This is a genomic window from Trichocoleus sp. FACHB-40, from assembly GCF_014695915.1.
GTDB lineage: Bacteria > Cyanobacteriota > Cyanobacteriia > Cyanobacteriales > FACHB-T130 > Funiculus > Funiculus sociatus.
The window spans coordinates 1-13,658 of sequence record NZ_JACJPF010000041.1 but is presented as its reverse complement, the minus strand read 5'-3'; the positions used below and the strand labels follow the sequence as shown (position 1 = coordinate 13,658).

At 43.3% G+C, this 13,658-nt stretch carries 11 protein-coding genes and 3 pseudogenes; 1 reads left to right on the top strand and 13 read right to left on the bottom strand.

Annotated elements, in window-relative coordinates; all coding sequences use genetic code 11:
* Positions 1-3: 3 nt before the first annotated feature.
* From H6F63_RS06675 to H6F63_RS06635, 10 genes and pseudogenes are all read right to left on the bottom strand, one after another.
* Entirely contained in the window at positions 4-1,917 is a 1,914-nt protein-coding gene (locus tag H6F63_RS06675; RefSeq protein WP_190635940.1) for a TolC family protein, read from the bottom strand.
* A gap of 136 nt (positions 1,918-2,053) precedes the next feature.
* Positions 2,054-3,214 (bottom strand): ABC transporter permease, encoded by a 1,161-nt coding sequence (locus tag H6F63_RS06670; protein ID WP_190635938.1) that lies wholly within the window; start codon positions 3,212-3,214, stop codon positions 2,054-2,056.
* Between the two features lie 230 nt (positions 3,215-3,444).
* On the bottom strand, positions 3,445-4,929 hold the full coding sequence (locus H6F63_RS06665) for an efflux RND transporter periplasmic adaptor subunit (RefSeq protein ID WP_190635936.1): 1,485 nt from the start codon (positions 4,927-4,929) through the stop codon (positions 3,445-3,447).
* A gap of 193 nt (positions 4,930-5,122) precedes the next feature.
* A pseudogene (locus tag H6F63_RS06660) lies at positions 5,123-7,768 on the bottom strand (glucosidase).
* Between the two features lie 108 nt (positions 7,769-7,876).
* The gene (locus H6F63_RS06655) at positions 7,877-8,437 is read right to left on the bottom strand and encodes a sugar O-acetyltransferase (protein WP_190635935.1); all 561 of its coding nucleotides are present in this window, start codon (positions 8,435-8,437) and stop codon (positions 7,877-7,879) included.
* Between the two features lie 122 nt (positions 8,438-8,559).
* Positions 8,560-8,919 carry a response regulator gene (locus tag H6F63_RS06650; RefSeq protein ID WP_190635933.1) on the bottom strand — a complete coding sequence of 120 codons (360 nt, stop codon included), beginning with the start codon at positions 8,917-8,919 and terminating at the stop codon, positions 8,560-8,562.
* 115 nt (positions 8,920-9,034) lie between these two features.
* Positions 9,035-9,298 carry a hypothetical protein gene (locus H6F63_RS06645; RefSeq protein ID WP_190441591.1) on the bottom strand — a complete coding sequence of 88 codons (264 nt, stop codon included), beginning with the start codon at positions 9,296-9,298 and terminating at the stop codon, positions 9,035-9,037.
* 79 nt (positions 9,299-9,377) lie between these two features.
* Positions 9,378-9,512, bottom strand: a complete 135-nt coding sequence (locus H6F63_RS30405) for a hypothetical protein (protein WP_277876357.1) — start codon at positions 9,510-9,512, stop codon at positions 9,378-9,380.
* Between the two features lie 19 nt (positions 9,513-9,531).
* Complete coding sequence (locus tag H6F63_RS06640; protein ID WP_199297796.1) at positions 9,532-10,002, bottom strand: DM13 domain-containing protein; 471 nt, start codon at positions 10,000-10,002, stop codon at positions 9,532-9,534.
* A 632-nt stretch (positions 10,003-10,634) separates the two neighbouring features.
* Positions 10,635-10,871 (bottom strand): hypothetical protein, encoded by a 237-nt coding sequence (locus H6F63_RS06635; protein ID WP_190635930.1) that lies wholly within the window; start codon positions 10,869-10,871, stop codon positions 10,635-10,637.
* Positions 10,872-11,061: 190 nt separating this feature from the next.
* Here H6F63_RS06635 and H6F63_RS06630 point away from each other — a divergent pair, with 190 nt between their 5' ends.
* Complete coding sequence (locus H6F63_RS06630; protein ID WP_190635928.1) at positions 11,062-11,781, top strand: DUF2259 domain-containing protein; 720 nt, start codon at positions 11,062-11,064, stop codon at positions 11,779-11,781.
* Between the two features lie 155 nt (positions 11,782-11,936).
* Here the strand turns inward: H6F63_RS06630 and H6F63_RS06625 are convergent, their stop codons facing one another.
* From H6F63_RS06625 to H6F63_RS06615, 3 genes and pseudogenes are all read right to left on the bottom strand, one after another.
* Entirely contained in the window at positions 11,937-12,611 is a 675-nt protein-coding gene (locus tag H6F63_RS06625; RefSeq protein ID WP_190635926.1) for a response regulator transcription factor, read from the bottom strand.
* A 58-nt stretch (positions 12,612-12,669) separates the two neighbouring features.
* A pseudogene (locus H6F63_RS06620) lies at positions 12,670-13,506 on the bottom strand (HAMP domain-containing sensor histidine kinase); the annotation flags it as partial.
* A 25-nt stretch (positions 13,507-13,531) separates the two neighbouring features.
* A pseudogene (locus H6F63_RS06615) lies at positions 13,532-13,658 on the bottom strand (ISKra4 family transposase); the annotation flags it as partial.

The following is a 13,658-nucleotide window of genomic DNA, read 5'->3' as shown; positions in this document are numbered from 1 at the left end:
TAATTATCTATTTCTTTCTATCGTCACATTCCATGTATCTAAAGTCGTACCAACAGTTTGATCCAGACCGGTCAAAGCATTGAGATAGGCAATAATTGCAGTAAGCTCTCTGTTTTTTGCTTCTACTAAGTTACTTTGAAAAGTCACCACTTGGAAAATTTCCCCTCTTCCCAATTTCAGCCTTTCTTGTTCTATCTGTAATTGTCTTTCTGACAACTCTCTTGCTTGTTGGGCAAGCCTCACCTCCGAAAGTCTGAGGTTGACATCTCTAACCCTGTCTGTTACTTGAATTTCTATACTTTGACGCAGATTTTCTAAGGAATTCTTGGCTTGGAGGAAGTTTACCCGACTTCGTTGAAAATCTCGTTCTGCTGTGCGATCGCCAAAAGTATGAGAAAAGACTAAGCCAGCAGCCAATTGTGAGCTGCTACTTACAGAATTGTCGTATCTTGCATCAAAATCTAAGTTCAAGCGCCTGTTATTATCTGCTACCAACTGGTCTAATTTAGCTATTTCTAAGCGGAGCTGTGCTTGCAAATAATCCGGTCTATTTTGAAAAGCTACTGCTTTTAGTTTATTTAACTCTGGAGATATTGATGATAATACAATTCTTTCTACTGCCACAATATCCAAATTTTGTCCGATGTCTAAGATATCAAGTAAAGCTAACTTGGCAGAGGCAAGAGTATTTTGAGCAGCTAATAAGCTAAGTTCTCGATTAGCAACTTCTGTCTGACTTTGAACAATTTCAACTGGCGCTATTCTACCAGCATCAATTAAGGCTTGGTTAATCTGCAATATTTGGCGGGCGCTTTCCAAGGAAAGCCGCTCGATTTCAAGTTGTTCTTGCGCCTGGAGCAAATCCCGATATCCTAGAATTGCTGAGGTAATTGTATTGATTAGGGTAGATTTTAAAGCTTGAATATTGGCTCTTTCATCGAGCCGAGCAATGTCAATTGACGCTCTATTAACAGCAGTTCCAGCGCCTCGTAATAGGGGTTGGGTAAAACGGAGTTGGAGATTTTGTCCAAGGATGTCGTTATTTATATTATCAATAAAATTATTTCTATTTGAGGTCTGAGTCTGAGTGTCCCAGCCAAAACTCAGCCTAGCTCCGGTAGGAATATTTACAGAAACACTTGCCCCAAGACCGAGATCAGCACTGGTTGATGTAGTTGCGCCAGAACCGAAACGCTCAATGTTAAAAGATACATTAGGTGTAAGGTTAGGGATAAATTTATCTTCAGCTATTGCCAAGTTTTGTCTTTGGGCTATTCTTTCAAGATAGGCGTTTTTGATATCTGTGTTGTTCTGCACGGCTAAAACGACAACATCAGCAAGGGTTAATTGAATTCCTGGCTGAGGTGTTATTGGTTCCGGCTGGCTCGGTCTTTGTGTGGTTTGAGCGAATAAATTTGCTAGTTTTGTTGTTTTAGATGCGAGTAAATCTGAGGATTGGACGTTAATATCGGTTGCCGATGGGAAGTCAACAAATTGCCTCGAAAGAGCGGGAAGTGGGCTAGAGGGATGCTGTAACTGGATATCAAGAGGCGTTAGGCTATTTTTGGTTAGGAGTTGAGGATGAGGGGGAGTAGGGAACAGCCTTTGGGACATACGCAAAGCGATCGCATCTGGCTTTCCTCTTTGCTGTGGTGATTGGGTGACGCTATTGTGAGCTTTAGCCCCAATCCTTAGGGGCTCGCGCCTAGAGGCGATAGCCACACTAGACGCACCCTTAACCTTAGCAGTAGGTTGTACTGTTGTCTGATCCGGCTTAAAAGCCGCAGCCAGCGTCATAGCCGTGCCAAAAATTGTCACCAGAAGCAGACAAGTACTGCCGAGCCAGGAACTAACTGGGGGCAAAAAATTGTCGAGATAATCTGGATGTTGAGAAATTTGGCGATCGCGCTTGTACATAATAACTGATAGCTTTTAGCCAGTTGATTTTAGATTTTAGATGGAACAATTGGATGTTTAATTCAAAATCCTTTTATCTAGCTTGTAGCCCAAATAAATCTACTAACAGGATCTAGGGGATAACGTGCGGTTCGCCCTACGAGTTACGCAACGCTTTAACTGGATCAAGTTGGCTTGCTCTTAAAGCAGGCCCAAACCCAGCACCCACTCCCACCAGCAGAGCAGATCCTAAAGATAAAATTGCTATGCGTTTCTCAAATTGGTAAGGCAACTTAAAAGTCTCAGCGACAACAGTTGTCAACCCATGCACCGAGACAATGGCAGCAGTTCCCCCGAATAAACTCAAGATTGCTGCTTCTAAAATGAATTGCAGCATGATATCTCGTCTAGTTGCGCCGATTGCCCGCCTTAAACCAATTTCTGGGGTACGCTCCATTACAGCAGCGATCGTAATATTAGCAATCCCAACGCCACCAATTAGCAGCGAAATTATCCCAACTGCTGTCAGTCCGCGTGAAGCAAGTTCCAGAGTTTGCTGTTGCTCAAGGATCTTCTCCACATTGTTATAAGCATAAAATCGTTTGTCCGGGAAGCGCTGCTCTAACAGCAGCTTTGCTTGCTCTTGCAAATTTTTCAATGTTTCCAGCTTATAAGGGCGCAGCTGGAGAGAGCCAAGATCGCGGCTACCAGAGAGCGCGTGGTAAAACGACATTGGCACCAGTAGCTGCCCTTCCGGTTGCTCATCGCGGGGATTAGTCGGTACCACCCCCACAACTACATAAGGTCTTCCGCCGACATAAATAGTCTCTCCCACCGCCTTCTGACCCTGAAAAAGTTTGTCTATTAAAAATTGATCGATCACCACCACAGGGCGATAGTTTTCAAAGTCGGCAGGGGTGAAGAAGCGTCCCGCTAGCAATTTCTTCCCAGAGGTTAGAAAAAAGTCTTCCGAAACAGGTGTCATGGAAGGTTGAGCTTCTTGATCCTGAAATATGGTTGATGAAGGAGGATAGACCCAAGTGGAGGCACTGATTGCCCGCACGCCGACTAGACGCTGGCGCAAAAATTCCATGTCTTCCAACTTCAGCTCTCCTTCCACAAAGATTCTGACTTGAGGCGCGTCTCCCTCTGCCAGTTGCTCGGCAATTACAGCTCTACTGATATTGCCAACTTCAAGCGTGGCACTAACCGCCGCTACACCCATGAAAACGCCCAAGCTAGTGAGAACAGAACGTAAGGGGTTGCTGCGTAGGGAGTTAAGGGTGAGAGCGAGTAGGTCGAAGGGGGCGAGGCTCATGCCAATTGTGGATTTTAGATGCTCTTAATTGTGGATTTTTTCCTCGTTCCAGAGACTGGGAACCAGAAAAGGGAGGCGATCGCCTCTTTACTTTATTCAGATAGTGAGGCACACTAGCGAGCGCATCCAGTGATCGCTCTCACACCCAGCAGAGTCGTTCAGAGACGAGAAATGGGGCAAAGCCAAGAGCTTAGGCATTTCCAGGCTTTATTTATTAATGAAATAATTTCTCAATCTCCCTCTTTTGATTCTTGTTCGGCAGTGATGGGCATTCCTGGTTCTAGCTCAGAATCAGGACTTGGAAGCACAATTTGGTCGCCTGGGCGCAAGCCAGAAGTCACTTCCACCTTCGTTACATCCTCTAGCCCCAAAGTCACGTTTCGTTTTTGCGCTTTGCCAAGGCGATCGCGTACCCAGACAAACGGTTTACCTTTAGAACGCTGAATGGCTTCCGTATCTAACACCACCACGTTTTGCCGCTGATCCAAAATGATTTCGACACTGACCTGAGAGCCTGGGATCAGCTTGCGGGTCGGCTGACCCATCTTGACTATTGCAGGTACGGTGACTTGCCCAGATTGGCTTTCTTGCTGCTCATCGCTGTTAGTGTTAGAAGCGATCGCCTGGGGATACAAGCTCAACACTCGCCCTTTAAATATCTGGGAATCGGGGCCAATCACGCTAATCCGGGCAACTTGGTTTACCTTCACCTTGGCAGCATTCAGAGTGGAAAGATTCAGTTCCACCAGTTCTTGCGAAGGGTCGCCCAGAGTCAGCAAGTTATCGCCCAAGTTCACCCCGTTCCCATTTTTGACCATGATGTTGAGAACTTTACCCGCAATTGGCGCACTCACAATGTTGTTTTGCAGTTGCTGCACCAGACGTTCTAGATCCAGCTTCTGGCTCTGAATTTCGCTGGTAGTGGTGTTAACATCTGACTGAGCCTGACGCAGTTCTGATTGAGCAGCTGCAACCTTGTCTAAAAATTCCTGCTGGGAAGTTTGACCCTCCTGCTTCAGACGCTGAAGTTCCAAGGTACTTGTACTCAGCGTTAATTGAGCATCCCGCAGGGCTGATTCAGCGGCGCGGACTTCTTGTTTTTGATCTTGAAGTTCTTTTCCCGGAATAAAACCTTTTTCAGCCAAAGCTTGTAATTGCTGGAGTTCCCCAGCTGCTGCTGTTAGCTTTTCCTGTTCTTCAGCAATTTTTTCGCGGTTGCGGACTATTATCAGTTCCTGTGTCCGCATCTCTGCTTGCTTGTTGGGACGATTCTGGAGTTCCCGTTGGGCAGCATTTAGCTTTTCGGTCGCTTCCAGAACTTTCTGGCGGTTTCTCTCTAGAGCGAGTTCCTGTTTCTGAATCTCCAGCTGCTGGGCGGCGAGGCTAGTTTGTTGATCTCGGTTACGCAGAACAATCAGTTTTTGACCAGATTTCACGCGATCGCCAAGCTCTACTAACACCTGCTCCACGGCGCTTTCTGCTGGAGACTTCAGGGTTTGTTGACCGCCTAGCTTCACTGTGCCGCTCTCATTAATTTTATTCTCAACGTTGCCTCGCTTGACGGTAAGTAGGCGCACCTCTACCGGATCTGGTGAGCGATTCAGCAGCTTTGCATAGTCTACCCATCTTCCAGCGCTCAAGAGCGCCAAAACTCCAACACTTGACCAGACAAGCCATTGAACACCCTTCTTAAATTCTTTTTTACCTTGTTCCATGCTCAATCTTTTGCCTGGTCAGCTTGCATATGTCTCACCCACAGAAGTACAAAGCCGCATAACCCCTTCTCTAGTTAGGGAGAAGGGGTTAAGTAAGGGATAAGGAGTTTAAAAATTTGGATGCACCCGAATTTCAATGTCACTGATGATTTATCTACCGCTACTATATTTCACTGTAACAGCCCCGTAAAACTTACTTTTCGCCACATTGCTGAATTAGTTTGGCAACTACACCAGTCCATCCAGTTTGATGACTTGCGCCGAGTCCTGCACCGTTATCGCCATGAAAATATTCATGGAAAAGAATTAAATCACGCCAATGCGGATCGGTTTGGAATATTTCCAAATCCCCATAAACGGGGCGCTGACCAGATTCATTTTTCAGAAAAATTTGGATCATCCTTTGGGATAATTCGGTGGCAACTTCCCAGAGGTTCATCATTTGCCCCGAACCAGTCGGACACTCGATTTTGAAATCATCGCCAAGGTAATGATGGAATTTTTGCAGTGCTTCAATAAGCAGATAATTGATGGGAAACCAAATAGGACCGCGCCAGTTGGAATTGCCCCCAAATAAGCCGCTGCTAGATTCTGCTGGTTCGTAATTCACACAGTAAGAATCTCCATTTACATTGAAAATGTAAGGATGTTCTGCATGAAATTTAGAAACCGAACGAATGCCATAGTCGCTAAAAAATTCTTTTTCATCAAGCAGTTTTTCTAAGATGCGGCGGAGTTTATCACTATAAGCGATCGCAAGTAATCTTCTAGCACCCACTCCCGGCGTTTCCATACAAGCCACATTTTTTTTCAGATTGGGGCGATTGTGAATAAACCACTCCATTCGCTGTTTAAAACCAGGCAACTGCTCTAAAGTTTCTTCTTCTATGACTTCAACTGCCAAAAGTGGTATTAATCCCACCATCGAACGCACTTTCAAGGGTATATAACTGCCATTGGGAGAATGCAGCATATCGTAGTAAAAACCATCAGTTTCATCCCACAGCGATTCCTCTTTTTCGCCCATCTGGTTCATCGCATCGGCAATATAGAGAAAATGTTCAAAAAACTTGCTGGCGATGTCTTCATAGGAGGGATTTTCTATTGCTAATTCTAGCGCGATCGCTAACATATTTAGACAGTACATTCCCATCCAGCTAGTACCATCCGACTGCGACAAATGTCCCCCCGTGGGCAGTTTCATATTTCTATCGAAGACACCAATATTGTCCATCCCTAGAAATCCGCCCTGAAAAACATTCTTTCCTTCAATATCCTTGCGGTTCACCCACCAGGTAAAATTAAGTAGTAACTTTTGAAAAACGCGCTCTAAAAACTTTTTATCAGCGCGACCATACATTTTTTTCTCAATGTTATAAACCCGCAACGCCGCCCAAGCATGAACAGGTGGATTTCCATCACTAAAATCCCATTCATAAGCTGGTAATTGACCGTTTGGGTGCATATACCATTCTCGCGTCAATCGCTGTAGTTGTCGCTTGGCAAAGTCTGGGTCAATTATCGCCAGGGGTATGACGTGAAATGCTAAATCCCAAATCGCAAACCAAGGATATTCCCATTTATCAGGCATGGAAATAATATCATCGCTGAAAAAATGAATCCAATCATGGTTTCTGATACCTTGTCGCGGTTCGGGTGGCGGTAATTCACCAGGATCTCCTTTCAGCCATTCCTCGACAACATAGTAATAAAATTGCTTGTTCCACAACATTCCCGCGAATGCTTGGCGTTGCACATTGCGCCTATCTTCTGTCAGCGAACAGGAAGAAGCAACACGCTGGTAAAATTCATCAGCTTCCCGTTTTCGAGTTTGAAAAATACTCTCAAACTGGCCGTCAAATGGTGCGGCTAAATCTGCGCGATCGCTCAACCGCAATTTGACAACTTTAGTTTCTCCCGCACCAACATTTAATAAATAGTTTGCTGCTACCTTAGTCCCTATTTTATTAGGATTAACAGCATCTTTCTTACCTTCAACAATATAATCGTTAATCCCATCTTTCACGTAGGGCGAGGAATTATTAACTCCAAACAATCTCTCCTTATTAGTTTCATTCTCTGTAAACAACAGTTCCGGTTCTCCCTCAGAATATAGCCAACGTCCCAGCGTTGCTTCAGAGGCTTCTACAATACTTAAACCTTGATCGTTTTTGAGCTTTTTTATCCGGGGCTTTTCATCAGTCTGATTCCAAGACTAAGTGTTACGAAACCATAGAGTGGGCAAAAGATGCAGACTCTTGGCTTCTTTTCCCCGGTTAACTACACTAATTTGAATTAAAATATCCTCTGAGTCAGCTTTAGCATATTCGACAAAAATATCAAAATAGCGGTTTTCGGCAAACACCCCTGTATCAAGTAATTCAAATTCTCGATCTTGATAACCTCTACATTTATTTTCTTCAACCAGTTGGGAATAAGGAAATGCTTGATGCGGATATTTGTAGAGACATTTCATGTAAGAATGGGTAGGAGTATTGTCAAGATAAAAATAATATTCCTTGACATCTTCCCCATGATTGCCTTCCTTTCCTGTTAACCCAAAAATCCTTTCTTTAAGAATCGGATCTTCCCCATTCCACAGCGCGATCGCAAAACAAAGTCGCTGATGATTATCCGAAATCCCCGCAATACCATCTTCCCCCCACCGATAAGCACGGGAACGCGCATGATCGTGAGGAAAATACTGCCAAGCAGCGCCATCAGGACTGTAATCTTCGCGCACAGTTCCCCATTGACGTTCGCTTAAATAAGGCCCCCAACGCCGCCAATAGGCCTGACGATCGCGATCTTCTTCTAACCTCTTTTCTTCTTCAGTCATATTGTTTACTAGCAATGAAAACTAAGACTTTAAATTTGAAACCCGCGCAGGCGGGTTTAGTATGTATAGCCGCGAATAAGATTCGCCACTTATATTTTTACTAATTTTTCAAGTTAAATGCCGAATAATCCGACAAGGATTTCCCACAGCAACGACATTCGGCGGAATATCTTTTACAACCACACTACTAGCACCGATAGTAGTATTGTCGCCAATAGTCACCCCAAGACAAATAATAGCACCGCCTCCAATCCAAACATTATTACCAATTTTAATCGGTGCAGCGAGTTCCAAACCACTTTGACGAATTTCCGGGTCTGTTGGGTGATATGCGGTGTAAATTTGCACATAAGGGGCGCATAAAACATTTTCACCGATATGAACTGTATTGCCGTCTAAAATTACACATCCATAATTCATGTACAAGCCGTCGCCAGCGTAAATATTGCTACCATATTCGCAGTGAAAGGGAGGGACAATTTCCACTTTTGATCCCACCTTACCGAATAAGTCGTTAAGGATTTGCGATCGCAATTCTGGCTGTTCCTCAGTCGTCGCACTGTACATTCTTAACAGACGACGCGCCCGCTTGCTATCAGCAGCCAGTTCCGGGTCAGAAGGCAGATATAACTCCCCTGCTAGCATCTTCTGTTTTTCCGTTTTTTCCACGGTGTCACTCCCTGCACTATATTTCAAGAGTAAGAAGTAAGAAGGCAAAAGTCAAAAGAAGGATGAAGAAGGAATACAACAATCTGTTTCCTTCTTCATCCTTCTTTTGATTTTTATTTTATTTACAAATAGGTAGCGATCGCTTCTAGAAGTTCAGCACTTGTAAACGGTTTTGCTAGATAACCGTTTGCCCCCAAAATTTGTCCTTGCTGACGGACATTTTGGTGATTATCAGCAGTGAGAAAAATGAAGGTAATTGTGCCTGTAATCGGGTCAGAACGCAATAGCCTCAAAACCTCGTAACCATCAAGTTTTGGCATTCTTAAATCACATAAAATCAAATCGGGGACGAACTCTTTTGCCAATTGCACTCCCTTCTCGCCATCTTCAGCGCCAATCGCCGTAAACCCGCTTTCATCAAGAAGGTTGAGAATACTCTCGCGAATTAGTTCTTCGTCCTCAATTACCAACACTTTTGTCATCAGTTGCTATTTCTATTCTTTATTGCCATAGACGACAAAAACTATGCTTAGCAATTCCCTTGCCAAAACTACTTAGAGCGGTTGTTTTATTTAAGATGCCAATATGCAAGAAACCTTATCTTGTTTCTGATGACAAATCTGAGCCAATGCCCATTGATTTCTTGCTCTGCTTCAGCTGCTTCCAGAGACCCTTTATCTGGTCATAAGCTTCCTCTGGAGAAAGTTTGCCTCCAGTCTCTAGCGCCGAGATGTAAGAAACTTTCTGAGCAAATTCTTGCAGATTAGCATTAAAAGCTAGAAATTCCGGGGAAAAAGAGCCGTAGTAGCGGCTTTGAGGGTAGAGAAAGCTGTTTTTGCTCGCCCGCTCAGGATTTGTCATGGCTACCTTCTTATCAAATTGGGTTTATTGAGAAAATCTCTAATTATGTAACCTTAACCTAAGCTTAACCAAATGTTCCCTACCCTAAGAGAGAATTTTTACAAAAAGCAATACACAGCAGGGCTGCTTTGCCTTGCTGTGTAACGCCTGTGCTAATATTTTCGTTTTTTCGCTGATGGAAGCAATACCCACCGACTCCGGTGATGGTGGGCATAACATAAGTGGATAAAATACTACTGAGCGCTGGCGTTGCTAGTACCGCCGAGCGTGGCATAGCCAAAGGTGGCGTTAGCCATACGGCACCAAATAACAACAGATTTGAAGTTTGCCAGATTAATAGCGGCAGGAATTGGGTAGCGTTGAGTGCCGTTGAATTTATGTAATTTACCCAGGTTCACGTAGCCGTTTGAGTTTTGATAAGACTGCGGCGGCTTCTGGGATGTGTCTAAAATCACATGAAGATCAGGCCCTTGCTCGCTAGTCTTAAAAGACGAATCAAACTCTATATATCGTTGCCCATTGACGTTGATAATTCGAGCAGTTCCAGAAGTAGGTTTTTCCCCTGCAACAAAGACTCCAGGGCGACTTGCCGGACGAGTTTGGGCTACAGCAATTCCATTTAAGTTTGTTGAGGGATTAACGGCATTTAATAGTGTATTTCCTACAACTCCTGTGGCTACTTCAGAACCTACAACAAGAGTCATGCCTAGTATTACGAAGTGGTTCAGTTTCATCATTTTTAATCCTTCAGGCAAAATTACGATGGCTGAGTCGATGTTTCCGGGTTAAATAAATTGTTGCTCAATAGATTGGGGTATAGATTATTTTGGAGTGAGATTTTACTTAAGAGATTTATAAATATTTTCAGTAAAAATTAAGGTTTCTCTCAGGAAAAACTCATTGGCTACTGCTCATCAGAAAAAAGGTATAAATTTCTTTATTACAAAAACAATACAATAAACAATTATCGTCACCAAGAATAGGTGTCTAGCACCTGATAGGTCGGGTAAAAATATTTCGAGTAGCTGGCGACAAATTCCGCAAAGGCTCTTCACCGTTCTATTCAGGTAATCACGGGATTTTCTGGGTTAGCTAGATTGCGGCTTTATTGGTTATTTATACTAGCTCTTAATACTTTAAATTTGCTTTGACATAATCAATTTATCTTATTTTGATGTTTACACCCATTTCTGCTAATTTGGCTAAATTTATCCCTTGAAAGCCTTATTATTACATCTACTAATTTTTTGGGTTTTTAATTGCGTCATAATGCTTCAAACCATTAGACAGTAAGCATTTCGTATTTACAGATAAGTCTATTAGTAATTGCATATCCTCACAAGGATGCGATCGCCTTCTGGGGAGAAGTGACACCCAGATGCGATCGCACAAGAGGAAAATGAGGGATAATGCTAGGGAAAGTGTCATAAACAGCTTGCGTAGCAGAATTAACCACCTCAGTTGGAATGTAAAAGCCATAACCCTTAGTGGGCGTATCCTGAAGGCTTTTCAAATTTATTCGTTTTTTCGGAATAGTTCGGAATGCGTAGGACTCCGTCTGAGGCGAAGCCATCGCTTACATCGTTCTTGTAGCAAATATGTTACAAGTGGAGCGTAGTAGGCGAGTCCAAGCACAGTCAATGGCAACAAATATCTTTGAGCATATGGCACAGAAGCGGTATTTAGTTCATCACCACAGCACTCCTCTGATGCGTTAAGCTGTCCCCGATATAAAATTGAATTAGTGAACATTCAAAATTAGTATGAGACGTTTTTCCGTAATTTCCCTAACTCTGGCAGCTAGCGCCGCACTCATTTCCTCCCAAGTATTAGCAGCTATCTACAAAACAAGTCATCAGCTGTCTGGTTTTTCGACGGATAGCCGTTACTATATATATCTGGAAAGTTATCGAAACGTGGCGACAGACGTTCCTAAAGCCAAACTACAAATTATAAATTTGCCGAGAAACACCTGCATTGAGAATGGCTGTTTAGAAACTGAATATACTGACGAAGCGAGGGAAACAGCCCCAAGTTTAACTACTAAATCGGCGGAAAATCAATTACTTAAGAAAACATCGGTTATTCGCTACAACTTGAAGCTAAATCGTCCGGCACCTGGAAGAAAGTTGCCGCTTCTTTCTCGCAAAACTAACGCCGATGGTAGCGAAATTTATACTTTCATTTTGAATGATAAGAAAGAGAAATTAGAGGTTTTGATGCAGCAAAAGTATATCCCTTCAGTGGCATATGGAGGTAATGCTGAAGTGGATCGTGCTGCTTTGCGTCTTGAGGTAACTGCTAATTATCGCAAACGTACTCTTAGTACGCTGAATAATTACCGCGAAAATGCTATGAAATATACGCTTAGGGAAGTGCGTCTAGCTCCCGATGGACGCACCGTGGCGATTATTATGAATATGATGCAACCAAATGAACAGGGAGCGTTACAGACTACTTTGGTGCAAAGTTCTCCACTTTAAGTCACCCTGTTCTCGTTCCCAGGCTCCAGTCTGGGAACGACAGTAACCCAGTCCTCTTTCGCTTAGGTTTAGTTGAGCGTTAGTAAAGGATGAGCTGAGTGAGAAAAAGTAGCGAAGCGATCGCTCCTTCGTCCCAGGCTGCGCTACTCAAAAAATTAATTTCGCAGCACATAACCAACGCCGCGCACGGTTTGAACTAGGCGCTTTTCGTTGTTTTCTTCGAGTTTCAGGCGCAGGTAGCGAATGTAAACTTCGATGATGTTGGAATCGCCCATGAAGTCATAGCCCCAAACTTGTTCGAGAATGCGATCGCGTGTAATCACTTGTCGGGGATGAGCGAGTAAGTGTTGCAGTAAATCGAATTCTTTTGCTGTTAATTCAATAGCGCGATCGCCTCGGAAAACTTCTCGCGTGGTACGGTTTAAACTTAAATCTTCAAATTGCAAAATATCCGGATTTTCTTCTTGCGTTCTCCGCAAGTGAGCGCGGACTCTGGCTAACAATTCTTCGATACTAAAGGGTTTAACTACATAGTCATCAGCTCCCGCATCTAAACCAGCTACGCGATCGCTTACTTCATCTTTTGCTGTTAATAAAATAATCGGGATTTTATTCCCAGTTGTTCGCAAGCGGCGACAAATTTCTAATCCCGATAAACCAGGAAGCATCCAATCTAAAATAAGTAAATCGGGATTAGATTCTCGCGCTGCTGTGATTCCTGATAAACCGTCGTTAGCTACGCTGACTTGATATCCTTCATAACCCAGTTCTAACTCTATAAATCGAGCCAGTTTGACTTCATCTTCTACTAGCAAGATATGTGCTGTCATAGTTAATGAACCGCAAAGGTAAAAGAAAAAGAAAGAGAAATTGGAAGTAAGGTTTTAATTATGGTGTGGGTAAAGTGACTGTAAAAACACTACCTTCACCTAGTTTGGATAGTACTGTAACACTTCCATCCATTCCCTCAACGAGAGTTTTAACGATGGATAAACCCAACCCTGCGCCCCCAGTAGAACGCGCTCTAGCTTCATCCACGCGATAAAACCGCTCAAAGATGCGGGTTTGTTGTTGTAGGGGAATCCCACAACCTTTGTCACAAACTTGGATAGTTACATTGTCGCTTGTTTTGTCTAATTTTATACTTATAGATTCATTGATTTCCGAGTATTTCAAAGCATTATCAATCAGGTTGAGCAGCACTTGTTTGAGACGGTTGCGATCGGCTTTTACCTTGATAGGGTATGAGGTTGTAGAGATAGCGATCGCTCTACTGCTAAATTGCTGCGCCATCCCCACCACCTCTGCAACCAAATCATTTAGCACCATATTTTCTAAATGAAAATGTATATAACCGCTATCCGCCCGCGCCAAATCGAGTAAATCTTGCAATAAACGGATAGTGTTATCTGTTTCAGAAGCTGCAATGGAAAGAGCTTCTTGTTGTGCTTCTGTTAAGTTATTACTTCGTCGTAGCGTACTTTGTAAATAGCCATGAACAATAGTTAAAGGTGTTCGCAACTCATGAGAAACATTGCTAACAAATTGACGCTGCTGCTCCCACGATTCTGATATTCGGTATAACATCATATTAAAGGTATCGGCTAATTCCTTAACTTCGCTAGGAGCATTAACAAGATGCAATTTTGCTTCCCCTAAATCTTCAACCGAGATTACTTTAGTCATTTGGCTCATTTGTCGCAAGGGTTCAAGCGATCGCGGGAGCATCCCGGTTTTGCGCTTTTGAGCATCAAACGGATATTAATCCGTTAAGGTAGGCGCACCGAAGCTTAAGCATTTGATTAACATTTTTCATCAACCACTGCGCTCCTGAAATTTTCAACCTTCTATCAATTTGTTTTACTGCCGACTCTACA

Excerpts from the sequence above, each read along its gene's own strand:
- H6F63_RS06675 (WP_190635940.1), bottom strand. The coding sequence starts at position 1,917 with ATGTACAAGCGCGATCGCCAAATTTCTCAACATCCAGATTATCTCGAC.
- H6F63_RS06670 (WP_190635938.1), bottom strand. The coding sequence starts at position 3,214 with ATGAGCCTCGCCCCCTTCGACCTACTCGCTCTCACCCTTAACTCCCTA.
- H6F63_RS06665 (WP_190635936.1), bottom strand. The coding sequence starts at position 4,929 with ATGGAACAAGGTAAAAAAGAATTTAAGAAGGGTGTTCAATGGCTTGTC.
- H6F63_RS06650 (WP_190635933.1), bottom strand. The coding sequence starts at position 8,919 with ATGACAAAAGTGTTGGTAATTGAGGACGAAGAACTAATTCGCGAGAGT.
- H6F63_RS06645 (WP_190441591.1), bottom strand. The coding sequence starts at position 9,298 with ATGACAAATCCTGAGCGGGCGAGCAAAAACAGCTTTCTCTACCCTCAA.
- H6F63_RS30405 (WP_277876357.1), bottom strand. The coding sequence starts at position 9,512 with ATGCCCACCATCACCGGAGTCGGTGGGTATTGCTTCCATCAGCGAAAA.
- H6F63_RS06640 (WP_199297796.1), bottom strand. The coding sequence starts at position 10,002 with ATGACTCTTGTTGTAGGTTCTGAAGTAGCCACAGGAGTTGTAGGAAAT.
- H6F63_RS06635 (WP_190635930.1), bottom strand. The coding sequence starts at position 10,871 with ATGGCTTCGCCTCAGACGGAGTCCTACGCATTCCGAACTATTCCGAAA.
- H6F63_RS06630 (WP_190635928.1), top strand. The coding sequence starts at position 11,062 with ATGAGACGTTTTTCCGTAATTTCCCTAACTCTGGCAGCTAGCGCCGCA.
- H6F63_RS06625 (WP_190635926.1), bottom strand. The coding sequence starts at position 12,611 with ATGACAGCACATATCTTGCTAGTAGAAGATGAAGTCAAACTGGCTCGA.